Origin of the sequence: Cohnella sp. GCM10020058 (genome assembly GCF_042683485.1) — a bacterium.
In the GTDB taxonomy this organism is placed as follows: domain Bacteria; phylum Bacillota; class Bacilli; order Paenibacillales; family Paenibacillaceae; genus Cohnella.
Window position 1 is genome coordinate 338,592 of record NZ_JBHUJV010000004.1, and the last position, 25,691, is coordinate 364,282.

At 58.9% G+C, this 25,691-nt stretch carries 21 protein-coding genes; 12 read left to right on the forward strand and 9 right to left on the reverse strand.

Translation table 11 applies throughout. The features are described from left to right. Position 1: 1 nt before the first annotated feature. The 3 genes from ACFSR7_RS07880 to ACFSR7_RS07890 form a co-directional block, all read right to left on the reverse strand. The gene (locus ACFSR7_RS07880; protein ID WP_378160291.1) at positions 2–2,932 is read right to left on the reverse strand and encodes an extracellular solute-binding protein; all 2,931 of its coding nucleotides are present in this window, start codon (positions 2,930–2,932) and stop codon (positions 2–4) included. After that, a complete protein-coding gene (locus ACFSR7_RS07885) occupies positions 2,926–4,041 on the reverse strand; it encodes an ABC transporter ATP-binding protein (RefSeq protein WP_378160293.1) in 1,116 nt (371 codons plus the stop codon). Before ACFSR7_RS07885 ends, ACFSR7_RS07880 begins: the two co-directional genes overlap by 7 nt. Positions 4,042–4,125: 84 nt before the next feature. Then, a complete protein-coding gene (locus ACFSR7_RS07890) occupies positions 4,126–5,514 on the reverse strand; it encodes an ABC transporter substrate-binding protein (protein WP_378160295.1) in 1,389 nt (462 codons plus the stop codon). Positions 5,515–5,831: 317 nt separating this feature from the next. On the opposite strand from ACFSR7_RS07890, the gene ACFSR7_RS07895 reads away from it, so the two are divergent. Together ACFSR7_RS07895 and ACFSR7_RS07900 are read left to right on the forward strand one after the other, a co-directional pair. Continuing rightward, on the forward strand, positions 5,832–6,941 hold the full coding sequence (locus ACFSR7_RS07895) for a GntR family transcriptional regulator (RefSeq protein ID WP_378160297.1): 1,110 nt from the start codon (positions 5,832–5,834) through the stop codon (positions 6,939–6,941). 192 nt (positions 6,942–7,133) lie between these two features. After that, positions 7,134–8,564 (forward strand): hypothetical protein, encoded by a 1,431-nt coding sequence (locus tag ACFSR7_RS07900; protein ID WP_378160299.1) that lies wholly within the window; start codon positions 7,134–7,136, stop codon positions 8,562–8,564. A gap of 39 nt (positions 8,565–8,603) precedes the next feature. Here the strand turns inward: ACFSR7_RS07900 and ACFSR7_RS07905 are convergent, their stop codons facing one another. From ACFSR7_RS07905 to ACFSR7_RS07915, 3 genes are all read right to left on the reverse strand, one after another. Then, positions 8,604–9,584: a sensor domain-containing diguanylate cyclase gene (locus ACFSR7_RS07905; protein WP_378160551.1), complete on the reverse strand. Its 981-nt coding sequence runs from the start codon at positions 9,582–9,584 to the stop codon at positions 8,604–8,606. 26 nt (positions 9,585–9,610) lie between these two features. Further along, on the reverse strand, positions 9,611–10,417 hold the full coding sequence (locus ACFSR7_RS07910) for an alpha/beta fold hydrolase (protein WP_378160301.1): 807 nt from the start codon (positions 10,415–10,417) through the stop codon (positions 9,611–9,613). Between the two features lie 205 nt (positions 10,418–10,622). Then, positions 10,623–10,841 (reverse strand): hypothetical protein, encoded by a 219-nt coding sequence (locus ACFSR7_RS07915; protein WP_378160303.1) that lies wholly within the window; start codon positions 10,839–10,841, stop codon positions 10,623–10,625. 216 nt (positions 10,842–11,057) lie between these two features. Here ACFSR7_RS07915 and ACFSR7_RS07920 point away from each other — a divergent pair, with 216 nt between their 5' ends. Then, the gene (locus ACFSR7_RS07920; RefSeq protein ID WP_378160305.1) at positions 11,058–12,710 is read left to right on the forward strand and encodes an ABC transporter substrate-binding protein; all 1,653 of its coding nucleotides are present in this window, start codon (positions 11,058–11,060) and stop codon (positions 12,708–12,710) included. Positions 12,711–12,714: 4 nt separating this feature from the next. Here the strand turns inward: ACFSR7_RS07920 and ACFSR7_RS07925 are convergent, their stop codons facing one another. Then, entirely contained in the window at positions 12,715–14,058 is a 1,344-nt protein-coding gene (locus tag ACFSR7_RS07925) for an aminotransferase-like domain-containing protein (protein WP_378160307.1), read from the reverse strand. Positions 14,059–14,192: 134 nt separating this feature from the next. On the opposite strand from ACFSR7_RS07925, the gene ACFSR7_RS07930 reads away from it, so the two are divergent. The 4 genes from ACFSR7_RS07930 to ACFSR7_RS07945 all read left to right on the forward strand — a co-directional run bounded on the left by ACFSR7_RS07930 (position 14,193) and on the right by ACFSR7_RS07945 (position 17,955). Then, entirely contained in the window at positions 14,193–15,305 is a 1,113-nt protein-coding gene (locus tag ACFSR7_RS07930; RefSeq protein WP_378160309.1) for a DMT family transporter, read from the forward strand. Between the two features lie 188 nt (positions 15,306–15,493). Then, complete coding sequence (locus ACFSR7_RS07935; RefSeq protein ID WP_378160310.1) at positions 15,494–16,345, forward strand: NAD-dependent epimerase/dehydratase family protein; 852 nt, start codon at positions 15,494–15,496, stop codon at positions 16,343–16,345. Between the two features lie 555 nt (positions 16,346–16,900). Then, entirely contained in the window at positions 16,901–17,491 is a 591-nt protein-coding gene (locus ACFSR7_RS07940) for a MerR family transcriptional regulator (RefSeq protein ID WP_378160312.1), read from the forward strand. Between the two features lie 11 nt (positions 17,492–17,502). Beyond that, positions 17,503–17,955: an SRPBCC family protein gene (locus tag ACFSR7_RS07945; protein ID WP_378160553.1), complete on the forward strand. Its 453-nt coding sequence runs from the start codon at positions 17,503–17,505 to the stop codon at positions 17,953–17,955. Between the two features lie 80 nt (positions 17,956–18,035). Here ACFSR7_RS07945 and ACFSR7_RS07950 read toward each other — a convergent pair whose 3' ends face one another. Continuing rightward, positions 18,036–18,248 carry a DUF378 domain-containing protein gene (locus ACFSR7_RS07950; RefSeq protein ID WP_378160313.1) on the reverse strand — a complete coding sequence of 71 codons (213 nt, stop codon included), beginning with the start codon at positions 18,246–18,248 and terminating at the stop codon, positions 18,036–18,038. 193 nt (positions 18,249–18,441) lie between these two features. After that, the gene (locus ACFSR7_RS07955; protein WP_378160315.1) at positions 18,442–19,431 is read right to left on the reverse strand and encodes a glycoside hydrolase family 43 protein; all 990 of its coding nucleotides are present in this window, start codon (positions 19,429–19,431) and stop codon (positions 18,442–18,444) included. Between the two features lie 205 nt (positions 19,432–19,636). Here ACFSR7_RS07955 and ACFSR7_RS07960 point away from each other — a divergent pair, with 205 nt between their 5' ends. From ACFSR7_RS07960 to ACFSR7_RS07980, 5 genes are all read left to right on the forward strand, one after another. Next, a complete protein-coding gene (locus ACFSR7_RS07960) occupies positions 19,637–21,424 on the forward strand; it encodes a cache domain-containing sensor histidine kinase (RefSeq protein ID WP_378160317.1) in 1,788 nt (595 codons plus the stop codon). Then, on the forward strand, positions 21,421–22,209 hold the full coding sequence (locus ACFSR7_RS07965) for a response regulator transcription factor (protein ID WP_378160319.1): 789 nt from the start codon (positions 21,421–21,423) through the stop codon (positions 22,207–22,209). Before ACFSR7_RS07960 ends, ACFSR7_RS07965 begins: the two co-directional genes overlap by 4 nt. A gap of 106 nt (positions 22,210–22,315) precedes the next feature. Next, positions 22,316–23,722 (forward strand): ABC transporter substrate-binding protein, encoded by a 1,407-nt coding sequence (locus tag ACFSR7_RS07970; protein ID WP_378160321.1) that lies wholly within the window; start codon positions 22,316–22,318, stop codon positions 23,720–23,722. Positions 23,723–23,792: 70 nt separating this feature from the next. Next, on the forward strand, positions 23,793–24,761 hold the full coding sequence (locus ACFSR7_RS07975; protein ID WP_378160323.1) for a carbohydrate ABC transporter permease: 969 nt from the start codon (positions 23,793–23,795) through the stop codon (positions 24,759–24,761). A gap of 3 nt (positions 24,762–24,764) precedes the next feature. Then, the gene (locus tag ACFSR7_RS07980; RefSeq protein ID WP_378160325.1) at positions 24,765–25,619 is read left to right on the forward strand and encodes a carbohydrate ABC transporter permease; all 855 of its coding nucleotides are present in this window, start codon (positions 24,765–24,767) and stop codon (positions 25,617–25,619) included. Positions 25,620–25,691 lie beyond the last annotated feature (72 nt).

Genomic DNA, 25,691 nt, shown 5'->3' on the forward strand with positions numbered 1-25,691 from the left:
GTCACTCCTCCTGATGTTCGTTTAGCGCCGGCACGTCCAGCGTGTGAAGGATGCGCCCTTCCCGATCCCGCAGACCGAATTCGATCTGCTTGCGCGCCATCTCGCGGTTGGTCTCGTCGACGGCCTTCCGCAGCGCCTCGCGGGCGTTTTTACCGCTTCCGACGACATCGATCCAGGCAAAGTCCATCTGTCTTCCCGTAAAGTAACCGCCCGGAAGCTGGGGCATCTCCTGATACCATCCCAATTGCTCCAGCATGACGGGCAGCTGATCCTTCGGCCAGGGCAGCCGGCTGAACGCTTGCTGATTCGCCGTATTCCAGCGGTATTCCGGCCCGTACATCGCTTCGATCTCGTTGCCGAATCGGGTCTGCGTCTGCGCCGATACCCACCACTGCAGGAACGTCCAAGCTGCCTGCTGCTTCTTCGATGCCTCGAAGATGATGCCCGCGAACAGCGCTCCGCCGGACCATCTCGCGACCGTACCGTCGCGCTGCGCGGTGCCCGGAATCGACGCGACCTTCCATTTGCCCGCCAGCTCCGGCGCGCCGAACTGAATTTGCAAATACGTGTTGTAGTCGACCACGCCGATCGGGATGTCGCCCATCCGGAAGTGGGTATAGAAGCTGGGCACTTCCTTCGGCAGCTGGTACAGATTAAACATGTCCGTCCACTGCTGGAAGCCCTTGAACGCGGCCTCCGTCCCAAGCGCGGACTGCATCCCGTCTTCGGTATAGTAGCTGCCGCCGTTCTGCAGGATGAACGGAGAGTAATCGCTCGGCGGCAGGTAGAAGTCGTAGCCGTTCTGCTGGAGAGACGGCAGCACCTTGACCAGATCGTCCCAAGTCCGCGGAGGTTCGATCCCGAGGGAATCCAGAATGTCCGTCCGGTAGACCAGGAGGTTGAACGACTGCGTCTCGGGCAGGCCATAATCGGCTTTATTATAGTGAAGCGCCCGCAGCGCACCCGGGAGGAACTGCGACGCCGTCTCTTCGTATCCCGGAAAATCATTCAGCTTGGCCAGCGCGCCACGGGTCGCCAGATCGACGGGCAGCGTCTGGTCCACGCCAAGCGCCACGTCGGGCTGGATGCCGGCAATGTTGCCGAGCACGAACAGCTGGGGATCGGGAACGATATTGACGTTGACCGCGATCCCAGTCTTGGCGGTGAAGTCCTCATCCGCCAGCTGTTGGATCAGGTTGACATAATCCCGGCTTCGATTCACCCACACGTCGATCGCCTGCGGATTGCTGCGGCGAAAGTCGTAATCGACGGTAAAGCTTTTAAAGAAGCCCTTCACGCCATGTCCGACACTGTCCAGGAAGCCGGGAGCGGCTTTGGGCAGCTTCGCGCCGGGCTCGGCTACCCAGAAATAATCCAGCAGCAGCGGCTGATCCAGCAGGCGATAAGCCCAGAACCCGAGATTCTGCCTTAAATTGGTGAAATCGGCCAGGCTGCTCGGAATATCCCGCGGATTGTTCTTCAATCGGACGAAGTCGCGGACGGCCAGCCGGATCGCGCTCTCCATTTCGGAGCTGCCCGTCGTCAGCGAACGCATCTCTCCCGCCAGGCCGTTCAGTTGTTCAATGATGTTCGCCAACTGGTCGTCCAGATCCGGGATGTATTTTTCCAGCTGCCAGTCGCGGTCGATGTCGGCGTTGGCGCCGGACCGCTCGAAGTTGCCCGTTACTTTTCGGATCTTCTGCTCGAGCGCCCCCGCAAGGTCGATCCCGGCGAGCAAGCGGTCGTAGGCGCCTTTGACGGGGGCGGCGGCGGCCGTCATTCGCAGCCGATGCGTGCCTTTGGTCAAGTAAATGTCATAGGGCTCGTCCTGCCCGTCCGACAGCGTCATTCCGCTCCAACTCCACTTGGCATTATAGGGAAACGCCGCTTGGCGCAGCTCGGCGAATGGGGCGGCGCCGTCGATCTCGATCGTTCGATGTGCATACGAATTGTTGATATAGGCTTGCAAAAACTTGAAGCCGATATGATAGACACCGTCGTGAGGGACCTCGAAGTTCCATTCAATCCATTGTCCGCTGCTTCTGAACTGCTCGCCGCCGATGGCGTTATACCGGATTGCGCCGCCTGTCGGAGGCGAGATCAGCGCGGCGTCAATCGACTGCAGTGTGAGCGAGGTATCGGACTTATAAGCGGTCCGCTCCGCTTCGTATATGGAGAACCAGTCGCCTTCCGTCGCGTGCGCCGGCATGGCGGCCTTGTAGGCCTCGTAGTCCGGCGTTCGGATCGGAGCGGCGATATAGAGGGATTTCAGCGTTATAGGTTCGCGGTCCGACAGGAGGCGAACGGTATGTTTGCCTGCCGTGAACCGCCAGAGCAGCGGCGCCGTATCCGCCGTATAATCGGTCAGCAGCACGTCCTGCCAGCCTTTTTGCTCCACCGAACGAGGACGAATATCGTTATTGAACGTATCGCGCGCGGGCGGATATGTTTCATCGGCAAACCGTCGCTTTAATACAATTCTGTCGGCCTCCGCATAAGGAGAAGCGCCGTCGATCTCCAGCTTGCGCACGATATCCAGCCCGCTGTCGTTGGCGGAATCATAGACGAGTCCGATATGATATAGCCCGTCCTGCGAGACATTAAATTCCCATTCCGCCCAATCTTCCGACTCGCTCTCCGACCAGATCAGCCGGTCGCCCGCAATCTGGAACGCCGCTTTGTTCGAGACGTTCTCATAGTGGACGGCCGGCACCTCGATCCTGTCCAGATCGCTCGGCGCCTCGTCCGCAGACTGCTCGCTCAGCCATTCCGCATAGGTAGTGACGCCATCGTCGATGATGGCGGGACGGGCCTCCGCCGCTTTGTTCACCGTCTCGGCTATGGCGGCGCCGGAGGCGGTTCCGACCAACGCCATCAGCAGCAGCGCGATTGCGGGCAGTATCCGTCTTTTCAGCTTCCCGGCATTTACCATATGGCCGCCTCCGTGTCGGGATCAAAAAAGTGCACGCGCTCCATGTCCGGCGCCACGCTCACGGCCTGGCCCTCTTCAAACGCCATTCGGGGATCGACGCGCACGACCAGCCGATGCTCCTTGTTGTGCAGATAGAGATAGACGTCGGATCCCATATGTTCCTTGAGGGTCACTGCGGCATCGAGCCGCGCGGCCCGATGCCGCTCCTGCTCCAGATCCTCCGGCCGATACAGGATGTCCTCCGCGCGTACGCCCAAAATGACTTTTTTGTCCGTATATTTTGCTCTTAGCGCGCGACCGCGGCTGTCGGGGATTCGCAGTCCGTAGCGACGCGTCTCGAAGAGACAGCCTTCCCGATCCGCTCTGATGATGCCGGAGACGAAGTTCATGGGCGGCGATCCGATGAAGCCCGCCACGAACATGTTGGCCGGCTTGTCGTAGATTTCCTGGGGAGACGCAGCCTGCTGAATCAGGCCGCCCTTCATCACCACGATTCGCGTGCCCATGGTCATCGCTTCGACCTGATCGTGGGTCACATAAATCATCGTCGTTTTAAGCTTCCTGTACAGCTTGCCGATCTCTTCCCGCATCTGCACGCGCAGCTTCGCGTCCAGATTGGAGAGCGGCTCGTCCATCAGGAATACCTCGGGTTCGCGCACGATGGCGCGCCCCAGCGCGACGCGTTGCCGCTGACCGCCCGACATCTGGCCCGGGAGCTTGCTCAGGAGCGCTTCAATCTCCAGAATTTTGGCCGCGCGAACGACGCGCTCCTGGATTTCCGCTTTGGGCATTCGGCGGAGGCGCAAGCCGAACGCGATATTTTCGTACACGTTCATGTGCGGATATAGCGCATAGTTCTGGAACACCATGGAGATATTGCGGTCCTTCGACGATACGTAATTCACCATGCGGTCCCCGATGTAAATCTCGCCGTCGCTGATGTCCTCCAGCCCGGCCAGCATCCGAAGCAGCGTGGACTTTCCGCAGCCGGACGGCCCGACCAGCACCAGAAACTCCCCGTCCGCGACGTCCAGATTAAAGTCGTTTACGGACAGGCGGTGTTCCCCGGGGTATTGTTTGCTGACATGCTGAAACAAAACTCTGGCCATCGTGTGATCCCCCCATCGATGCAGGCCCGGCTTGCCGAAAGCCCCGGAAAAAACAACCGGGGCTTCAAGACGAACGAGCGGGCTCTACTTGCTTAATTCTTCGTTCACCTTTTGCATAGCTGCCGGGAAATAGTCGAATGCGGATACTTCCTCCGTATATCCCTTGTCTCCGGCCCAGGCATTGATCGCCTCGCTCACTTTTTCCCCGCCCTTCATCGTAATGGCGGGATCGATTTCGCCGACTTTAGACGCCATGATCAATGCTTCCTTGTTGATATTTGCATATACCGGCAACTGGTTAAAGTAGTCCGTTAGCTCTTGGCTCGGCGTGTTGAGCAGCGTGCCGCCGGCGTCCATGACCAGCTTTTGTCCCTCGACTGTCGCCGTCCAGAACTTCATGAATTCCCAGGCCATTTCCTTGTGCTTCGATGCTTTGGTTATCATCATCGGGTTGATGAAGGACATGCCGACTTGTTTGGCCGTTCCCTTCGGCATCGGAGCGATATCCCAGTCGAACTTCAGCTGGTCTTTGTAGGCCGGGATCAGCGGCGATACGTGCAGCATGAACAAGGATTGGCCGTTCATCCACGTATCGCCCTCTACGCCCGCCTCGGCCGCCCGCTTCGTATTCAGCATAATGCCGTCTTTGGTGACCCAGTCCAGCATCCACTGCAAATCGTCCAGCACGTCTTGATTGGAGCCGTCCGCCAGATTTTTCGTGAAGTCTTCGTTCATCATGCGGTTTTTGGGCGCGTGCCCGTTCGCGTTCGGCAGCGTGGTCGCCCCGTATTGGAACCATAGCGCGGAGTTCGCGATGCCATAATCCTTCTCCGCCGGATTGGTTGCCGCTTTGGCCATTTCCTTCAGATCTTCCCATGTCCAATCGTTGGCGGGAGCCTCGAGGCCGTACTTGTTCAATAAGTCTTTGTTGTAATAAACGAGGAAGGTATCGTTGCCGCGAGAGAGCGCATACTGCTTGCCATCCACCTGGAAGGGCTCGAGAATGCCGGGGTTGAATTCGTAGGCTTGAAAATCTTTGTCCTTCGCGATGTATGGCGAAAGGTCTTCCGCAATGCCCTGCGCCACATAGTCGTAGAACGTCGCGCCCCAGAAGACGTCGATCGGATTGTCGCCGGCGATGGATTCCGTCACCGCCTGCATCATGTTGTCGTTGACGAAGTTCCATTCTACCTTTACCCATGGGTACTTTTTCTCGAATGCTCTGGCGATTTTGGTGAATGCTTCGTTTTCGGCCGGCACCCAGGCGGCGAACCGGAGCGTGACCGGCGTCTGATCCAGCTCTTTGGTCCCTTCGGGAGACGCGGACGCGGCGCCGCTCGCGCTGGGCTGTGTCGAAGCGGTCGGTGATGAGGATGAATTGCCGTTGTTGTTGCTGCAAGCTGCAACTGCAGATGCGACCATCATGACAAGCGCCATCCGAAAAACGGGTTTGAAGCCTACGATTTTTTTCATGCGGTAACCCCCTAATGTTATTTGGAGCAGGCATTGCGCTTAACAAATCGCGGCAAGCTTGAGATTACGCTCAGATGTGCCCCCCTAAACCTACAAGATCAGATTAATTAAGTATACAAAGCGTATAATACAACACTGTAAACGGTTTATCAATCCGTTTTTGAAGAAAATAAAAATTAATGTATACATAATTATCATTTAGATTATTCGTCTTCAAGTGTTTTTAGTTGATTCTGCTAGATGTGAAGCGGTTCTTTTTAATGTTGCACAGCTTAAAACGGTAAAGTATACTAATGTTCAAATGGAGTGATCGTGAAATGAAGAAGCAAGAAAAAAAACCGCTTTATCAGCAAATCGCACAAGATTTGAAAGCCAAAATCCTGCAGGGGGATATGAAGCCGGACGAGCCCGTACCCACGCAAATCGAGCTGTCGAAGTCCTATAACATCAGCGAGATTACTTCGCGGAGGGCTCTATCCGAGCTTGTGCAGGAAGATTTGATTTATCGTGTCCGGGGCAAGGGGACTTTCGTGAAGAGAAGGGCCGTTCAAGACGAGGCTGCCGATGGCGCTGGCGCGGTTCGGCGAATTTACTGCATCTATTACAACGTTGAGCTGTCCTTTTTTATGCACAAATTTTACAGCGATTTGTTGATCGGCTTGCAGGCGGAGTGCGAGCAGAACGGGATTGCTTTTTATACGCACAAGCTCGATCGCGATCTGGAATTGCCGAAGGACGAGCATGCCGGATTTGTGCTGATTACGCCGGCGGAGATCCCGATTGACAAACTGCGCAGTTGGAGGGAAGAGAACCGCAGACTCGTCACCGTGCATTTTTACTACCCGCATTTGAATATTCCGTATGTCATTATGGACAATTTGACTGGCGGTTATCTGGCCACGGAGCATCTGTTGTCTCTCGGCCATCGGCGAATCGGCATTATTCTGACCGCATATGCGCAGAACCATCTGAATCAGGAGTTCTCGCTGCGTCTGGAAGGATACCGGCTGGCGCTCTCCCAGCACGGCATCCTTTTCGATCCGGACCTGGTGTGCATTGTAGAGGGGAAGGAAGAGCTGGAAGAGATGGGGGCGCAGGGATTCCATCAGCTTATGGAGCTGGAGCAGCCGCCTACCGCCATCTTCGCGACCAGCGATTACAAAGCGCATGGCGCGATTCGCGCTGCCGGCGCCCGCGGCCTAGCGATTCCGGGGGACATCAGCATCGTCGGCTACGACGACATTCTGATCAGCCGATTTTCGAACCCCGGCCTGACGACGGTCAACCAGAATACCGAGCTGCTGGGCAAACGGGCGACCAAGCTGTTGCTGTCCGAATGGCGGGAGGACGGCTCAGGCAACATCAAGGACGAGATCGTGCCCAAGCTCGTTGTCAGACACAGCACCGGCCCACTGATTGCACCCTGATTAAATACGCTTGTTCAACCGCAGCGGCGCCGCAGTCTCTTCCGGAATCCGGATTAGGCAGCGGCGTTTTTTTTAATTCACTTTTTTAATTCAACTTATTGATATGCAAAATATACATTGACTTTTATGTCTATTTATATTTAGATTTCTGTGTATACTTAATTTATTATTTTATACATTGGAGGAGTGTTAATGAAAAGGAAGATTTTAAGCATCGTTGCAGTGTTCCTGTCCATCCAGTTCGCGGCAAGCATTTCGCATCCGGTCGACCCCGTAGCGGAAGCATCCAGCGTGGTCGCTTCGTCCCGCATTTTTCAGATGAGTCATGCCAACGGCACGATCAAGTTCGATCCCAATTACGGCGGCGCAATTGTAAGCGCAACCAATAAGGGGCACGAGATGGTGGACAGCACGGATTACGGCCGTTTGTGGCAGATGGCCATCGGCATCGGCAACGATCCGACGCAAGCCAGCTCCAACGGCATACAGAAAAACCGGATCAAAGTTTACGGAGACAACGCCAGCGCCATCTACCAGTATTACGGAGAAGAGTTGCAGGCGACCTCGACGCGTTACCATGTCGCCGTGCATGCGCCGCTATGGATCGCGCAGATCGCGCAGGAGAGCATTCCGGAACTCAGCGTTTCCGGCAACCTGACGAATCCTGCCTTTAACGTATTTCGGGCGACGGGGTCGACGACCGCATGGCCGAATATGACCAACATTCCATCCAACATCACGAAGTACCAATTTTACGACGGGAAGGTCGCCGTGAAGGCGGAAGGCAAGGTGACGGCCGCAAATACCCCGGACAGCTGGTTCGGCGTCCAGTTCAGACAGACCGGGTCCGGCGACAGTATCAACCAATCGGGTTACCTGGCCCTGCTCCGGTACGACGGCACGCTCGACTTGCTGAAAGCATCCTCATCCGGACCGCAGCTGCTGGGAAGGGTGAATACGGGGCTTGCTGTCCTGAATCAGACCTACCAGATCGAAGTACGCACGTCCGGCTCGAATCTGCAAGTCTGGCTTGACGACGTCAAAAAAATCGATGTAACCGATGCCGGATACAACGGCAACTACGCGGCCATTGTGAACTTCAACAACAATGTGGACTGGCGCAATCTCGGCTTCTACGATATGGGCATTCAATTCGACAGCGATACGGTATACGATCCGGTTACCAATCTGTTCTCGATGACGACGAAGGTCAACAACTTCTCGAGTGCCGTCCGACCGATCGACGGCGACTTCGTACAGATGCCCATCTTCTTCATGAACCGGCCGGGCGATCCGACGCTGAACAAGCTTTATTACCGCACGTCGTCTACAGGGAGCTGGACGAACTATGCGGGGCCGGACCGTCATTGGAAAATGGACCCTTCTCAGGCCAACTACGCTTATGAGTTCCTGATCGGCAACGACCAGAATCCGGGGTATTCCCTCGTGTTCCGCAGCCTATCCACGGGTGCGCACGATCAATACCGTCTTGTCGACAATGCCGAGGTGTACGCCATGATTATCGAAAACGATGTCAATGGCGGCGGCACTCCGCCATATGTGGCTACCTTGGGCACGACCAACCCGGCGCGAAATATCACGACCTCTTTCTATTTGTTCTAGCCTGCGCGGTCGTGAGTCGTGCCGGCGGCCGCGCAGGCTTCAGCGCTCGGCTGCCGCGTGCGTGACGCGATTGCGCCCGCCGCTCTTGGAGGCGTAGAGCGCTTGGTCGGCCCGGTTGACCAGGGTCTCATCGGTATCGCCCGGGGAGACCGTCGCCGCGCCGATGCTGATTGTGATGCGAAGCCCCTCCCAGGAGGCGGTCTCGACGCCCGCGCGGAAGCGCTCGGCTGCAAGGATCGCCTCTGCGCGGTTCGCGCCGGGCATGAGCACGACGAACTCCTCGCCGCCGTAACGGGCCGCGATATCGGTGGGGCCCGACTCGGCGCGAAGAAGCGAGGCAAGGCTCGCGAGCACCAGATCGCCGACCGGGTGGCCGTAGGTGTCGTTGATTTTTTTGAAATGGTCGATGTCCAGAATGAGCAGCGAAAAAGGCTGTTCATTCTGTGCGTAGGCTTCCTGCAGCATCGCCAAGCTTTCCTTAAAAAATCGGCGGTTGCGAAGGCCGGTGAGCGGGTCCGTAGACGCCAGGGCCTCCAATTGGGCGTTAAGACGAAGCAGCTCCTGCTGCTTGACCTCGTATTCGGCGTGCAGAAGCTCCAGCCGTACGTTTGCTTCTTGCGTTGCCTGGTAGAGCGCTTCAAGCTGCGTTTTCGTTCGCAGAGCGTCCTTCTCGTGCTCGATGCGCTTGTTCATCTCCAAGGCGACGCAGTCGATGAACAACTCGCCGGCGCGCTCCTGCCGTACGCCGTTCATCAGCACGGGAAGGTCCCGGCCATCCTTCGTCCGCAGCGCGAGATACATCTCTTTGACGTGTCCGTACAGCTGGATGTAAGGATAAAAGTACGTATGGAAAAAAAGCCTGTTGGCGAGCGACAGGATCGACTCGATGTGCCGATCCGCCAACTCCCGGCTTTCATAACCGAGCATTTTCAGAAGCGTCTCGTTCGCCGACCGGAGAAGCAGACCTTCGGCGGTAATCGAGAAGTAACCGCAAGGGGCGTGATTAAGTTGCGCGTCCAATTCCATAAACTGCCTTTCTCCGGGGCCTATGCTTCGGCCATGTATTGTCGGATGAGGGATGTCGTCTCTTCTGGATGACTGAGGTGAGGGTAGTGTCCTTTGGCTTTCATCAGGCGAAGCGTGCTGTCCTTGAGATGGGCGTGCAGATAGTTCCCGACCTCGATCGGCGCGATGCTGTCCTCCGCGCATTGCAGAATCAGGGTAGGGACGGGCGTGCGCGCGAGCGCGCCGCGGCAGTCCGACAGGAAGGTGACCTCCGCGAACTGCCTGGCGATATGCGGATCCTTGGAGCAGAAGCTTCGCTCGAGCTCTTCGGTCAGCTCGCCCCGATCCGGATTCTGCATGGCGATCGGCGCCATGTAGCTGGCCCAGCCGATGAAGTTCATCTCCATCATGTTCAGCAGATCCTGAATCTCGCCTGCGTCGAAGCCGCCGAAGTAGTCGGGCGCGTCGTTCATGTAGCGCGGAGAGGCGCCGATCATTACGATTCGCCCGAATCGGCTCCCGTCGCGGATCGACGCGAGCAGGCCGATCATGCTGCCCACGGAGTGCCCGACGAATATCGCGTCCCGCAACTGAAGCGCCTCCAAAATTTCGTTGACGTCCTGGGCGTACCCGCTCAAATCGTTGTATTTGCCTGCGTCGTAATATTGAATCTGCGACCGGCCCGAGCCGACGTGATCGAATAGGACGACGCGGTAATCCGCCTCGAAGCCTGGCACGATATAGCGCCACATATCCTGGTCGCAGCCGAAGCCATGCGCGAACACGATCGTCCGTTGCCCGTTGCCTATTACCTTCACGTTGTTCCTTGCGAGAATATCGATCGTCATCTGCGAGCCCTCTCCACGGTCATTCTATCAGACAAAATTCGATTTTGTTCGATACATTTTGATTATGCCTATTATAGCCGATCGAAAGCGCGGACGCGATGACCGTTCGCGCTTTTAAGCTGCGCGCAGCGCAAATAGGGCCGGAAGGGCTAGCCGCTCGGCAGCCCTTCCGGCCCTGAGGCATGCGCGCCGTCGAGCGCCGGCGCTAGAACAGCTTTTTAAACGAGCCGACCAAATCTCCCGCCTTGTCCGAAGTCAGCTTGGCCTGAACGCTCACGATAATCGCGTTCACCTGGTCGTTCGGCAGATTGACGCCGACGACCGTCTCGATCGCCGCAGCAGGATCTCGCTTGAATTTCTCCGAAAAGCCCTTGTCGTTCTTGACCCTGGTGACGATATCTCCGACTTTGTGTTTGATATCCATCCGTATCCTCCTCCTTGTGAATTTTTCAGTTCCGTCCGCTCTTCATTATCTAAACGGATTGCCGGCAGGCGAAGCAGGGTAGGCATAGGCGAAGCAGGATAGACAAATAAGTAGTTAATTTTGCCTATATTGATGGCGATATTTTCGACAAAATCCGATACTATAAATACACATACATTCGATTTAAATCGCAATGGCGATAAGGAGTTACCGTCCATGAAGTTCAAGCTCGCCCTGAAGCTTGCCGTCGCGCTGTCCCTGGTCTTCGCGCTCGTTGTCCTGACAGCGTGCGACGGACGGCCCGGCAAGGGGGGCGGAGGCACGCCGACGGCATCGCCGACCGTCGAAGCCTTCCGGGATCCTGCCTCCGATAAGACGGTGAATGTCGGCGTCACGTATGCGCCGAGCGACATCAATCCGCTGTCGCCGGTCGGTCTCGTATCTGCCTATGTCGCCGGATTGCTTTTTCCGCCGCTAATGGAGATCGACGCAGACCTCAGGTACAAGCCGATGCTGGCGGATTCGATCGAGACGGCGGATAACCGGACGTTCAGGGTCAAGCTGAACGAGGCGGCGAAGTGGACCGACGGCACGTCCGTCACAGCCGACGACGTTATTTTCACGCTGAAGCTGATGGCGAACGCAATTGTCGCCTCCAATTATGCATACATGTTCGCGATTCTCGAAGGGCTCGGCCCGTCGGGGTTTCTGCCGGACGGAGAGTCGGACATCTCGGGCGTACGCAAAGTCGACGACCACACGGTGGAAATGAAGACGAAGGAGCCGACGACGCTCGCGGTATTCGAGGATACGGTCGGCCGCAATCTGCGGACGCTGCCGCGCAGCGTGCTCGGGGGCGTCGCCCCGCAGGACGTCAATGAGAGCCGCTTCATGCGCGAGCCGAACGTGACGTCGGGTCCGTTTAAGCTCGAACGGTACGATCCCGACCGGTTCGTGGGACTGGTTGCGAACAAGGATTACTTCCGGGGAGCGCCCACGCTGGAGCGTCTTAACTTCAAGGTGCTGCCGGGGGCTGCGCTTGCGGATGCCCTGGAACGCGGAGAGATCGATATGAACATCCCGTCCGCGGGCGTCATTCCGGCAAAAGACTACAAACGGATTCAAAAAATGCAGGGCGTCACGGCAGTCGGCGGACAGCCGCTGACGACCGCCTTCATGTACGTGAACGAAAAATCCGTGCCCGATGTCAAACAACGCAGGGCGATCTCGCTTGCGATCGACCGCCATAAGCTCGTCGACAAGCTGCTGGGCGGAGCCGGGGAAGTCGTGGACGGCTACTTCAGCAGCGTCAGTCCGTATCGCAACGAAACCGTGAAGCCCGCTGCCTACGATCCGGCGCGGGCGAAGCGCCTGCTCAAGGAAGCCGGCTGGAACGGACGGAAGACGCTGACGCTGACGGCGTCGTCAGGCGACGACGCGATCCGGCAAGCGGCGTACAGCGTAGCGCAAAATCTCGGCAAGGTCGGCATTAAGGTCAGCGTCAAGATTGCCGAGCCCGCCGATCTGACGGACAAGCTCTTGAAACAGGACTTCGACCTGGCGCTTCTGCCCGTGACCATGAAGCCGGTTAATCCGCTGCCGGATCTTGCGTACTTTCTCGGCGCCAGCAATCCGAACGGCTACAAAAACGAAAAGGTGAACGAGCTGCTGGCGGCGGTCGCTGCCGAAGTCGACGAGACGAAGATCAAGGCGCTGTACGACGAGCTCCAAGTCATCCTCGCCGAGGATGTGCCGATGCCGGCGCTGTATGCGGCCAAGGCGCTTGGCGCGGTGAACGGGCGCGTCGTCGGCGCGACGCCGAAGGACTTGGGCATGTTCGTCAACGTGCAGGAGTGGAAGCTGCGCTGACGCCTCAGCCTATCCGCATCCGCGCAATCTCCGCGAAGAGAGCTGCGACGCCTTCGTCGATCCGGTCGTCCGCGATCTGCGCGATGCTGAGCTGCAGCAAGGGGCGCTTGGGAAACGAAGGCAGGAAGCCTGCGTCGGCGTCCCGCAGCTCGATTTTCCTTTTGGCAAGGCGGTCGATCAGCGTCTTTGTCCGCAGCGTAGGCGGAAGCTCGATATGCGTATGCATGCCGGCCTCCAGCCGAAGGTGACGTACGTCCTGCGTATCGTTGCAGGCGTCGAGCGCCCGGACCAGCCGCAGCATGCGATTGCGGTACGAATCCGCAATCTTGCGTTTGCGACGCTCGAACATGCCGCTCTGAATATAAATCTCGAGAGCCGCCTGCGACAGCATGGAGCTGTCGATGTCGCTGAAGCGCTTGTACCGGCTGAAGACGGCCTGCAGATCGGGCGGCAGCACCGCGACGCCAACGCGGAGGCCGGGGAACAAAATTTTCGAATAGCTCTTCAAATAAACGACGTGCGACGCGCCGTAAGCGTAAATCGGATCGGCCTTTGGGTCGGTCTCGAGGTCGGCGAGGAAGTCGTCCTCCACGACGATGACGTCGTGCCGCTTGGCCAGGGCGGCGATCGCTTTTTTCGTCTCTGTATCATAGGAAGTGCCGAGCGGATTTTGAAACCGCGGAATCGTATAGAAAAACTTGATGTCGCCGGTCCGCATCAGCTTCTCCAGCTCATCCAGGTCGATGCCCCGCTCCGTTCTGGCAATCCCCCGGACAGGGACGCCGAAGAGCGCGAGCATATCCAGCAAAATCATGTACGTCGGCTGCTCCACCAGCACCGTTCGTTTGCCCGAAGGAAACGGCATATGTGCAAGGATCGACAGTGCCTGCTGCACGCCGGAGGTCACCGTGATTCTGTCAGCGGATGCGAAAACCTGATAGGACGCCAGGTGCTTGCTCAGCACTTGCAGCAGCGAAGGCAGACCTTGCGGCGTGCCGTAGGTGAATAGATAGCTGCGGTAACGGTCGATCGCCTTGTTAATGCAATGCTGGAAGTCCAAGTAGGGGAACACCTCGGGATCCGGCGCGGCGGATGAGAAGTTCCATCCCGCGTTGGCCGAGGTTGAAGTCTCCGCCTGTTTTTGCGTTACCGCATAATAGCCGCTTTGGGGAACGGAGTAGAGCCGATGGCGTTTCTCCAGTTCGGCATAGGCGCGAATAACGGTGCTTTTGCTGCAAGCGTAAACGTCGGACGCTTCGCGGACGGAAGGCAGCTTCTGCCCGCCGCGGATGCGTCCGTCTTCGAGTTTAAGCTCGATATCTTGAAGGACCTCTTCATATTTCATCATGACGAACCGCGCCTCCGACAGCGATCTGTACCGGTACAGATCGAAGAAGTATCGATAGCGTCAGCGTGGCCGTTGCCTTATGCTGAGAGCATGAAGCCGGCTGGCTCCGCACTCGAGCAAAGGGAGGAAGAGGCATGACTGACTTGCCCGCAACCGCCAGAAGCACCGCTGCCATCTACCCGTTGGCACTATTATACGCAATCATCATCGGATTTTCCTTTATGTTCACGAAGCTCGCCTTGCGTCACGCCGATCCGTTCGACATGCTCGCCTACCGCTTCGCTCTGTCGTTCGCGCTCCTCGCGATTCCGGTGCGGGCGGGCTGGATCCGCATGCCGCCCAAGCAGAAAGGAAGGCCGCGCCTGCCGCTGCTGCTCGTCAGCCTCGTATATCCGACCGCATTTTTCGGCTTCCAGTCGTTCGGTCTCGACGCCTCGACAACATCGGGCGCCGGCATCCTTTCGGCGACCTCGCCGATCTTCGCGCTGCTGCTGGGCGCGCTCTTCCTGAAGGAGCGGGCGAGCAAGCTGCAGCTGATGTCCGTCTTCATGTCGGTCTTTGGCCTCGCGATTATGACGGGGATCTCGGGGGACGCGCTGCGGGGGACAAGTGCCGTCGGCGGCGGCCTGATCCTCTTGTCGGCAGTCGCGCTCGCGCTGTACGGCGTGATGGCCCGTGGCCTGCGCTCTTCGTACTCCGCCGCAGAGCTGAGCTATGCCATGATGAGGACCGGATGTTACTTTTTTGTCGCTCTCGCACTTGCTCGCCACTTGACGCAAGGCACGATGTCCGCGCTGCTCGCGCCGGCGGCCGAGCCGGGCTTCTGGCTGCCGCTGCTCTATATTGCCATCATGTCCTCGCTCGTCTCGTCGTGGCTGTCAAACTTCGCACTCTCCCGGATCGAGGCGTTTAAGGTAAGCTTGTTCGTCAATCTGGGCAACCTTGTTTCTATTTTGTCCGGCGTCCTGATTATGGGCGACGCTTGGAGCGGCGCGCAGACGATCGGTACGATCTGCATGCTGGCCGGCGTGATCGGCGCGAACTACCGGGGCGGCAAGCGCAAGGCGACCGGCAACGGCGAGCCGGGCGCCGGCGCATCAAGCAGCGGGGCGTCGAACGACGGCCAGTCTGGCGGGATCAAAGTTGGTGCAACAGGCACAGGCGGGGCGAAGGAAGTCTCGGATAGGAACAAGAGCGCCGCCGCGAGCGCCGAACTGCCGATGGAAGCTCGGATAAGCACAAAATAGTCGTCTAACAACCGCGCCGTCTTCGGAGGTCGCGGATAGGAACAAAATCACCGCCGCGAGCGCCGAACCAGTGCCCAATGTCTTGAAAGGAAACAAAAACCCGTCGTTCCGGCCGCCGTTTCGCGAACCCTTCAACCAAGTCATCTCGCCATTCACAAGTAAGTCGATCTCGGGGAGGTCATTCGCTCATGAAAATTGCAGTAGCAGGCGCCACGGGCGCCATCGGAAAATCGTTGATTCCGTTGCTTGTCGAGGCCGATCACGATGTGACGGGCTTCACCCGCCACGCATCGAGCGCGGCACAATTAGAAGCGCAGGGCGCGAAGGCCGTCGTACTCGATATTTTCGACCGCGCCGCCGTGTTCGCGGCGATTGGCGAGGCGCAGCCGGAGACGGTGATTCACCAGCTCACCGCACTAGGCGAGCGCGACTTTGCGGCGAACTCACAGATCCGGACGCTCGGCACCCGCCATCTGGTCGACGCCGCAATGGCCGCGGGCGTGCGCCGGATGATCGCGCAGAGCATCTCCTGGGCGTACGCGCCCGGCGAAGGCCCGGCGACCGAGGAGGAGCCGCTCGATTTGAACGCGCCGGCCCCACGAAGCGGTACGATCCGAGGCGTGCACGCCTTGGAGACGGCGTCGCTGGAGTTGCCCGAATCCGTCATCCTGCGGTACGGGCTGTTCTACGGCGCGGGGACCTGGTACGCGAAGGACGGCTTCATGGCCGACGAGGTTCGCCGCGGCGCGGTGCCCGCGACCGGAGGCGTGGCGTCGTTTGTCCACGTCGACGACGCGGCGCGTGCCGCGGTGCTGGCGCTGGGCTGGCCGCCTGGTGTCGTCAACGTCGTTGACGGCCAACCGGCACCCGGCAGCGAGTGGCTGCCGCATTACGCCGCGCTGCTGGGCGCGCCGTCGCCGGAGCGGCAGCCCGGAGCGGCCCGCGGCGAACGCGGCGCGTCCAATGCCAAGGCCAGGCGGCTCGGCTGGCAGCCACGCTTCGCGGATTGGCGCGAGGGCTTTGCTGCGACGCTCGGCTAGGCTGATCTCTGATGCATTGGTTTTTGAACCCGAGCGGGCAGACCGCCCGGGTTTTTGCGGAGGGGCCGCATTCATTTGCTGCGGGACCCGAATTTAATTGTCAGAAAGCAGTTAATTTGTTTGCGGGAAGGGGGCCCGGCGCCAATAGTTGTTAAAGGGCAACTAAATTGGCCGCTCAGCTTCCCCAGGACCAAATTTCCGGAAAATAACTGCCTTTCGGCAATTATCGGCCTAAAATTCGCAGTTCCCCCCGGAATTAGACGCTTTTTAACAATTATCGATTGCCGATTATAAGTCCGCCACCCGCCAAACTATACCGTTAACCGCAGCCAACCACTTGCCTCCCCCGCAACCGCGCACCGCCAACACCCACCGCAACTGCCAACCCACCATCGTACCCGCATATCCGCCACACATTCGCCACGCGAGTGCAAGCCTGTTTCCTCATCCCCGCAGCCGAACCAGCTAATTTAAAATTCCTCCTTGCACATTACGTTGCGTCACGTTTTATAGTAGAGTTACGGGCATAGAGACGGCAGACGGGGAGGTAGAATAATGGCCAAGCACCGCGAAGGTGCGAACGACGACGCGCCCGGCGCGGCGGGCCGACGCTGGAAGGTTGGCGACATCGCCGCGCTGACGGGGCTTACGATTCGGACGCTGCGCTATTACGACCAGATTGGCCTCTATTCCCCCTCCGGTCAGACCGACTCGGGGCACAGGCTGTACGACGAGGCCGACCTGTCCCGCCTGCATCAGATTCTGGCGCTCAAGGAGCTGGGCCTGCCGCTCACGGAGATCCAGTCCGTTCTGGAGCGGGACGTGCCCGACTTGTCCGAGATCATCGCCGCGCAGATCGCTCGCTTGCGGGAGAAGATCCGCGTCCAGCAGAAGCTGCTGAGCGAACTGGAGCAGGCGTCGGCCGCCGTACGCGCGCAAGCGCCGCTTGGGGTGGAGGCGTTCACGAAGCTGCTCGGGATGATGAAGCAGAGCCATGAAAAGTATTTTTGGGAGCGGCGCACGCACGCGGAGCGAGCGCTCGACCGGTTGGGCGATTGGTTGGCAGACGAGCGGGAAGATGAAACGGATGATGAACGGGAAGATGAACAGGAAGATGACTCGGAAGACCACAATCAGGGAGGATGAACGAAATGGAAATGGAACAACGATCGGCGCACCACGCCACTTTTACGGTGGAAAGAACGTACCCCGCGAAGCCGGAGCGCGTCTTCAGATCCTGGTCTGACGCCAAAGCGAAAGCGCGCTGGTTCTCCCCCGCGGAGACCTTCGACTTCCGCGTAGGCGGCCGGGAGTACAGCCGCGGCGGACCGCCGGACGGTCCCGTCTTCACGTTCGATGCCTGCTACCAGGACATCGTGCCGAACGAACGCATCGTTTATTCGTACGTCTTGGACATGGGGGACCGGCGAATCTCGGCCTCGGTGACGACGGTCGAGCTGCATCCGGTCGAAGGCGGCACGCGGTTGGTTTTTACCGAGCAGGGCGTTTTCCTCGACGGTCTCGATACGGCGGCGCAGCGCGAGCACGGCACGAACGAGCTGCTGAATATGCTCGGCGATGCCCTGGAAAGCGAGTCCGAAGCGTCTTAGGCTTCGCCCCTGAACGACGAGAGCCGGACAGTCGCCTCAGCAGGCGGCCGTCCGGCTCTTCGCGCCGCAGCAAGAATTTATTAACGAGCGCGCGAATCGCTGCTGACGTCATTGAAAAATTTGATCGCATACAGCGCGCAGATGCCGACGATTGTATACACGATGCGGGAAGCGACTTCTTCCTGACCTCCAAAAAACTCGGCGACGAGATCGTACTTGAACAGACCGACCAGCAGCCAGTTAATGCCTCCGATGATCAGAATGGCAAGCGCGATAGCGTTTAGCGTTTTCATACCGGATTCACTCCTTCAGCCGAATTTGGCGGTTCATCGAGAAAATACCCTATCGAGGCGAATTCTATTCATAAGCTACGCAATTCCGCCGATTCTTATGTGTGTTTCCAACAAGAATTTAGGTGGATGCTGCCCGGAAGCACGCTTCGACATGGGATAATCCGCCAAAATATAGCCGTCAACAGGAACCCGATCAACGCGACTCGGGATAAGGGTCGACCGTGCGAATGGAGCCGTCCGCCTCGTAACGCAGCTCGGTCATCTTCACGCAGCGCTTATTGTCCGCTCCGCCCGACAGTGTGCTGTCGTGATAAAACAGATACCATTTTTCCCGGTAGCGGACGATTGAATGATGCGTGGTCCAACCGACGACGGGCGTCAGGATCGTACCTTTGAACGTGAACGGGCCGTACGGGTTGTCCCCGACCGCATAAACGATCTTGTGCGTCGTCCCCGTCGAATAGGAGAGGTAATACCGGCCTTCGTGCTTATGCATCCAGGGACCCTCGAAATATCTGCGGTCCTCGTCTCCGGCCCGAATCGGCTCTCCGGCATCGTCGACGATGCGGATCTCTCGCGGCTTTTCGACGAATCCCAGCATATCCTCGCTTAGCTCCGTAATCCTTGGCCCGAGCGCGGGCTCGTCGCCCGACGGCCCCTCGGCATCCGGCTGGAACGCGCCGGTCTGCCACTTTTCCAGCTGACCGCCCCACAGCCCGCCGAAGTAGACATAAGCCTTGCCGTCCTCGTCGGCGAAAACGGCCGGATCGATGCTGAAGCTGCCGGCAATATAGCTCTGCTCCGCGCGGAACGGCCCTTGGGGCGAGATGCCCGTAGCGACGCCGATGCGGAAGACGTCGTTATAGTCCCGCGCCGGGAAGAACAGATAGTATGTGCCGTCCTTGTAGGCCGCGTCAGGCGCCCACAGCTGCTTTTTCGCCCAGGGAACATCGTTAACGTGCAGCGCCACTCCGTGGTCGAGCGCCTGCGTCAGATCCTCGTTAAGCGAGAGGACGTGGTAGTCCTCCATGTCGTACTGGTCGCCATTGTCGTTTGAAGTCATCTCGTGGTCCAGATCGTGCGAAGGGTACACGTACAGCTTGCCCTCGAATACGTGAGCGGATGGATCCGCCGTGTAAATATGCGTCACGAGCGGCGCGCCGCCCCGCAATTCTGTTGTCATCCCGTTGCCTCCTTGTAAGCGCTATCCATCCGATTTTCCCTCATCATATCAAATATAAATTCGCGCAGATACGGCACAATGATTAGGTTTTATACCTACAATCTTTAGAAGTTGGCCGCCTATGCAGAACGGTTGGCTGACAAATCGGTCTTTGTGATAAAGTAGACGGGATTGGACTCATGCGAAAAACGGGCGGGCGATTCGATTGTTCAAATGGAGCGAGATGAACACCCTGCGCAACCAGATTTTCGTCGCGTTTACGTTGACGATGATTGTCGTGCTCACCTTTGCGGGCATCTATATTTACGGTCAGGTATCCGACCTGCTGCGGGGCAGCGCGGAGAAGCATATCCAGCAGACGGCGGTGCAGGCGAACGGACGGCTCGACGCGCTGCTTGACCAGATCGACTCGCTGACGACCCAGGTGGCGACCAACGATTATGTGCAGAAGCTGCTGCTCCAGGAAGCGGACGGCGTCCGAGCCGCGTTCGCCCAGCGTCAGTCGCTGCTGCAGATCGCGAGCACCTACATGGCCTATTCGACGGGCATCCGCTCGATGGAGCTCTACGCCAAGGACTACCGGCGCCTGTTCCCGCTCGACCAGACCAGCCTGAACGCGCGGGTCTCGCAAGAGATGATCTGGCAGACCGACCGGGTAAAGGGACGGCTCGTCTGGTTCGGGCTCGATCCGGCGCAGCCGGATACCGTGCTCGCGCTGCGCCGCATCAGCCTCATCGACCGGGGCTACGCGGCCGGCGGCTACCTGGCGGTCCGGCTCAGCCGCGACTACTTCGAGATGAACGAGCAGGCGGCGGGCGAGGGAGAAAAGCGCGGCGACGACGAGTACATGCTGCTCGCGGACGGCCAGGGCGCCCCGATCACCTCGGACCTCTCGGCCGAGGAAGCCGAGGAAGTGCTCGCGCAGACCGGATCCACCGTCTCCGTCGGCGGCGAAGAGCTGCTGTCCGTGCGCCAGCAATCCCGCACGACGGGCTGGACGCTCGTGCTGCTCACGCCTGTCCGCGCTTCGACCGAGGGGATCTCGGTTCTCCGCACCGCGATCCTGGTATCGATCGGCATCGGCGCGGTGGCGTTTCTGCTGCTGACGCTGCTGCTGTCCACGCTGATCACGCGTCCGATGCTGAAGCTGATGCGCACGATGCGCGGCGCGCGGCTCGGCGGGCTCAAGCAGAACCTGTCGCCGTCGCCGACGATCGCGTCCCTGGAGATTCGGGAGCTGAACAACACCTACAACCAGATGGTGACGCATATGAACGAGCTGATCCAGGTCGTTTACGAGAAGGAGATCACCCAGAGCCGCACCGAGCTCAAGGCGCTGCAGGCGCAGATCAATCCCCACTTCCTGTTCAACACGTTGGAAGCGTTCTATTGGTCGCTCGAGGACAAGGGGGACGAGGAGCTGGCGGGCAACGTCGTCGCCATGTCCGGCTTGTTCCGCTACGTCATCGGGGGCGCCGGCGGGGACGACGAGTGGGTGACCGTCCGCGACGAGCTCGAGCATGCGCAGCGGTACTTGCAGATCATGAAGATGCGCCTGATCGACCGGCTGGAATGGCGCATCGCCGCGGACGAGGGGCTCATGCATGTGCCGATCCCCAAATTGATTATCCAGCCGCTCGTGGAGAACGCGATTCTGCACGGCGTGGAGAGCCGGATCGGACCGGGATCGGTCACGATTCAGGTGACGTCTGACAAGCCCGGCATCGCGACGATCGCCGTCATCGACGACGGGCTCGGGATGGACGAGGAGACGCTGGCCAAGCTCATGCGAAGGATCGAAGGCGCGGACCGGCAGCCCTTGTCCAAGAAGGGAGCGGGCGTGGCCATGTCCAACGTACAGCGGCGACTCAAGCTGTATTATCCGGACGCGGCGGGAGCCGGCAGCGGCTTGCGCATCGAGAGCAAGACCGGTTCCGGCACGATCGTCCGCTTTGAGATCACCATACCTCCGGGAGGAGTCGAACCGTTGTGAAAACGTTATTGATCGTCGACGACGAGCCGCGTACGCGCCTCGGCATCCAGAAGACCCTCGTCGCCTGGGCGGCGGGCAAATACCGGATCGAATGCGCCGCGAGCGGCGTCGAAGCGCTCGAATGGCTGAAGACGAATCCCGTCCAGATTCTCATCACCGACGTGCGGATGCCGGAGATCGACGGCCTGCAGATGCTGGAGGCGCTCGCGAAGCGCGGACCGCTGCCCGTCGTGATCGTCATCTCCGGCCATGCCGAGTTCGAGTATGCGAAAAAGTCGCTGCAGCTCGGCGCGTTCGACTATATCCTCAAGCCGCTCGACAAAGCGGCGCTCATCGACACCGTGCAGCGGGCGTTCGAACGCGACAGCGACAAGGATCGCGTAGGCGCGATGGAGAGGCTCGTAGACGCCAAGCTGCTCGAGGTAGGCCGCGACGAGGCACGATACGGCTCCTCCATCAAGGACGCGATCGACTTTATATACGGCCATCTGCATGAGGCGATCACGATGAAGCAGGTCGCGGAGCAGCTTCACCTGAACGCGAGCTACTTCAGCGTGCTGTTCAAGGAGCAGACGGGCGTGACGTTCAGCGATTATCTGACGCGGATCCGGCTGCAAAAAGCCAAGGAGCTGCTCGTCGCGACGCGCCTGCCGGTGTGGGAAATTGCGGAGAAGGTCGGCTACCAGACGGTCAAATATTTCATCAAGGTGTTCAAAGAAAGCGAAGGGACGAGCCCCAGGCAGTACAGGCAGCAAGCGGCGGAAGAAGATCCGTCGATCCAATAAAAGTGGAATTTCTCCCAATCGCAGTTAACTGTTGCGCTTACATTTCCGGTTTTATACTGTGTATGCGATTACAAAGTGACTGTGTCGTAAAAAGGGAGGCTAAAAAATGAAACGCGCACTATCCGCAAGCACCGCCATTGTCCTCTTGTCTTCCGTCCTGGCCGCATGCGGCTCGGACGCCTCCAACAATGCAGGCGCCAGCCAATCGGCCAGCCCGAGCGCCGGCGCTTCGAGCAGCGCCGCGCCTTCGGACAGCAGCAAGCCGAAGGATAAGGTGACCATCAACCTCTGGAGCTTCACCGACGAGATTCCCAACATGACGAAGAAGTACATGGAAACCCACCCCGACGCGAACGTCGAGTTCAAGACGACCGTCATCGCGACGACGGACGGCGCTTACCAGCCCGCGCTCGATCAGGCGCTCGCCGGCGGAGGCAAGGATGCCCCGGACCTTTATGCGGCCGAATCGGCCTTCGTCCTCAAGTACACGCAAGGCGACGCCTCGGACTACGCCGCGAACTACGCGGACCTGGGGCTGGGCGACGACCTGGTGAAGGACGCCGGTATCGCGCAATATTCCGTCGACATCGGCAGCAAGGACGGCGCGCTGAAGGGCCTCGCCTATCAAGCGACAGGCGGCGCCTTCATCTATCGCCGTTCGATCGCCAAGGACGTGTTCGGCACGGACGATCCGGCGACGATCAAGACCGCGGTCGGTCCGGGCTGGGACAAGTTCTTCGACGCGGCCGCCAAGCTGAAGGCCAAAGGCTACGGCATCGTATCCGGCGACGGCGATATCTGGCACCCGATCGAGAACAGCTCCGACAAAGGCTGGATCGTAGACGGCAAGCTCCATATCGATCCGAAGCGCGAGCAGTTCCTGGATTTTTCCAAGCAGCTGAAGGACAACGGCTACTCGAACGACACGAAGGACTGGACGGAAGCCTGGTACGCCGACATGTCCGGCACCGGCAAACAGCCGATCTTCGGCTTCTTCGGCCCCGCCTGGCTCATCAACTACGTCATGAACGGCCAGGTCAAGGACACGAACGGCGACTGGGCCGTGACCGAACCGCCGACCGGCTTCTTCTGGGGCGGCACCTGGCTGCTCGCGAACAAGGACGTCGCCAAGGACGACGCGAAAAAGGCTGCGGTTGCCGACTTTATCAAGTGGGTGACGCTGGATACGTCCGAGACCGGTCTCCAGTATTATTGGGCGAACGGCACGATGAAGACGGGCGAGCAGGGCACGAAGGACAGCGTCGCGTCGAGCGTCGTCATGTCCAAGTCGAACGGCGAAGTCGCGCTGCTCGGCGGGCAGAACATGTTTGACGTATTCGTTCCGGCCAACGCCAACGCGACCGGCAAGAACCTCACCCAATACGACGAGTCGATCAACCTCATCTGGCGCGACCAGGTGCGCGAATATGCGAACGGCACGAAGAGCCGGGACAAGACGATCGCGGACTTCAAGCAAAAGGTCAAGGACCAGCTCGACATCGACAGCGAATAAGACGGCACTTTTGCGCCGAAGGGGCGGGTCGACGGCCCGCCCTTTTATATGAATAAACGAGGTGGTAGCCATGCGCCGCAAGAGCGTCAGCTATTCGAGATTCGGCTACATGTTCAGCTTGCCTTTCATACTCGCGTTCCTTGTATTCTCGTTCTATCCGGTATTGTACACGGCGGTTATCGGCTTTACCGATATGAAGGGCGTCATTCCGAAGCCGGTCCATATGCTGGACAATCCCTTCGGCAACTTCACCGATCTCATTATGCACAACACGTCGTTTCGCATTTCGCTTACGAATACCGCGTTGATCTGGATCCTGAACTTCGTTCCCCAGATCGGACTCGCGCTGCTGCTCACCGCCTGGTTCACCAACCAGCGCCTCAAGGTGCGGGGCCAGGGCGCGTTCAAAGTGCTGCTCTATATGCCGAATATTATCACGGCGAGCACGATCGCCGTGCTTTTTAACTCTTTGTTTTCCTACCCGATGGGTCCCGTGAACAGTCTGTTCGAGAGCTTGGGCTGGATCGACGCACCGGTTAACTTCCTGCAGGACAAGACGACTGCGCGGGGCATCGTCGCCTTTATCCAGTTCTGGATGTGGTACGGCAACACGATGATTATCCTGATCGCGGGCGTCATGGGCATCAATCCCGCGCTGTTCGAGGCGGCTGCCATCGACGGGGCGAACGGCTGGCAGACGTTTATGCGGATCACACTGCCGAGTCTCAAGACGATCATGCTCTACACGCTGATCACGTCCATGATCGGGGGCCTGCAGCTGTTCGACATTCCGCAGCTGTTCCTGTTCGGCGGTCCCGACGACGCGACGCTCACGACGTCCGTATTCATCTACGGGCAGGCATTCAAGGGCAGCTATCTGTTCAATAAGGCGGCGGCGGCCAGCATGATCATGTTCGCGATCGCGGCGATTCTGTCGGGTCTCTTGTTCTACCTCATGCGCGACCGCGACGCGTCTCGGCTCAAGAAGGCGCAAAAAAGAATCGATAAGGCTGCGCGAGCGGCGGCTAGGGGGCTGTGATTCATGGAAAACGTACGGACCGAATCCAAAGCCTCGCTTCACGTCAACCGCACGATCGTCTACGTCGTCTGCATCGCGCTCGCGCTGCTCAGCATCCTGCCGTTCTGGATCATGTTCGTCAATGCCACGCGCTCGACGGCGGAGATTCAGAGCGGGCTCTCGTTGCTGCCGTCCACGCATATGAAGACCAATCTGGACGTGCTGCTGAGCAAAAGCTTCGATCCGCTCAAAGGATTTTTCAATTCGCTCATCATCTCCGGCTTCTCGACGATCTGCGCGGTTTACTTCTCATCGCTGACCGCATATGCGCTGGTCGCGTATAACTGGAAGCTTCGCCAGGCGTTCTTTACGTTTATCCTGCTCGTCATGATGATTCCGGCGCAGGCGAGCGCCATCGGCTTCTACAAGTTCATGTACCAGCTGCATTGGACGAATAGCCTGCTGCCGCTGATTCTGCCGGCCATCGCGGCGCCGGCCATCGTGTTCTTCATGCGGCAGTACCTGCTGTCCATGCTGTCGATCGAAATGGTAGAAGCCGCGCGCATCGACGGAGCGGGGGAGCTGTACACGTTCAATCGGATCGTGCTGCCTATCATGGTGCCGGCCATCGCCACCCAGGCGATCTTCGCCTTCGTCGCCAGCTGGAACAACCTGTTTATGCCGCTCATCCTGCTCACGCAGAAGGACAAATACACGCTGCCGATTATGGTCAGCCTGCTTAAAGGGGATATTTACAAGACGGAGTTCGGTTCGATTTACATGGGGCTCGCCCTTACAGCCCTGCCGCTCTTCGTGATATACTTCCTGCTGTCCAGGTATATTATCGCAGGCGTCGCGCTTGGCGGTGTCAAAGAGTAAGCGGCTCGGGCCGCGAGGCGGGTTCTCCAAGAGGTCTAATGATTGACGACGCCGGCCAATCACAATAGAAGG

Coding starts and splice junctions, on each gene's coding strand:
- ACFSR7_RS07895 (WP_378160297.1), top strand. CDS start 5,832: ATGAAGAAGCAAGAAAAAAAACCGCTTTATCAGCAAATCGCACAAGAT.
- ACFSR7_RS07920 (WP_378160305.1), top strand. CDS start 11,058: ATGAAGTTCAAGCTCGCCCTGAAGCTTGCCGTCGCGCTGTCCCTGGTC.
- ACFSR7_RS07880 (WP_378160291.1), bottom strand. CDS start 2,932: ATGGTAAATGCCGGGAAGCTGAAAAGACGGATACTGCCCGCAATCGCG.
- ACFSR7_RS07975 (WP_378160323.1), top strand. CDS start 23,793: ATGCGCCGCAAGAGCGTCAGCTATTCGAGATTCGGCTACATGTTCAGC.
- ACFSR7_RS07910 (WP_378160301.1), bottom strand. CDS start 10,417: ATGACGATCGATATTCTCGCAAGGAACAACGTGAAGGTAATAGGCAAC.
- ACFSR7_RS07950 (WP_378160313.1), bottom strand. CDS start 18,248: ATGAAAACGCTAAACGCTATCGCGCTTGCCATTCTGATCATCGGAGGC.
- ACFSR7_RS07900 (WP_378160299.1), top strand. CDS start 7,134: ATGAAAAGGAAGATTTTAAGCATCGTTGCAGTGTTCCTGTCCATCCAG.
- ACFSR7_RS07885 (WP_378160293.1), bottom strand. CDS start 4,041: ATGGCCAGAGTTTTGTTTCAGCATGTCAGCAAACAATACCCCGGGGAA.
- ACFSR7_RS07935 (WP_378160310.1), top strand. CDS start 15,494: ATGAAAATTGCAGTAGCAGGCGCCACGGGCGCCATCGGAAAATCGTTG.
- ACFSR7_RS07940 (WP_378160312.1), top strand. CDS start 16,901: ATGGCCAAGCACCGCGAAGGTGCGAACGACGACGCGCCCGGCGCGGCG.
- ACFSR7_RS07970 (WP_378160321.1), top strand. CDS start 22,316: ATGAAACGCGCACTATCCGCAAGCACCGCCATTGTCCTCTTGTCTTCC.
- ACFSR7_RS07925 (WP_378160307.1), bottom strand. CDS start 14,058: ATGATGAAATATGAAGAGGTCCTTCAAGATATCGAGCTTAAACTCGAA.
- ACFSR7_RS07955 (WP_378160315.1), bottom strand. CDS start 19,431: ATGACAACAGAATTGCGGGGCGGCGCGCCGCTCGTGACGCATATTTAC.
- ACFSR7_RS07915 (WP_378160303.1), bottom strand. CDS start 10,841: ATGGATATCAAACACAAAGTCGGAGATATCGTCACCAGGGTCAAGAAC.
- ACFSR7_RS07945 (WP_378160553.1), top strand. CDS start 17,503: ATGGAACAACGATCGGCGCACCACGCCACTTTTACGGTGGAAAGAACG.
- ACFSR7_RS07890 (WP_378160295.1), bottom strand. CDS start 5,514: ATGAAAAAAATCGTAGGCTTCAAACCCGTTTTTCGGATGGCGCTTGTC.
- ACFSR7_RS07980 (WP_378160325.1), top strand. CDS start 24,765: ATGGAAAACGTACGGACCGAATCCAAAGCCTCGCTTCACGTCAACCGC.
- ACFSR7_RS07930 (WP_378160309.1), top strand. CDS start 14,193: ATGACTGACTTGCCCGCAACCGCCAGAAGCACCGCTGCCATCTACCCG.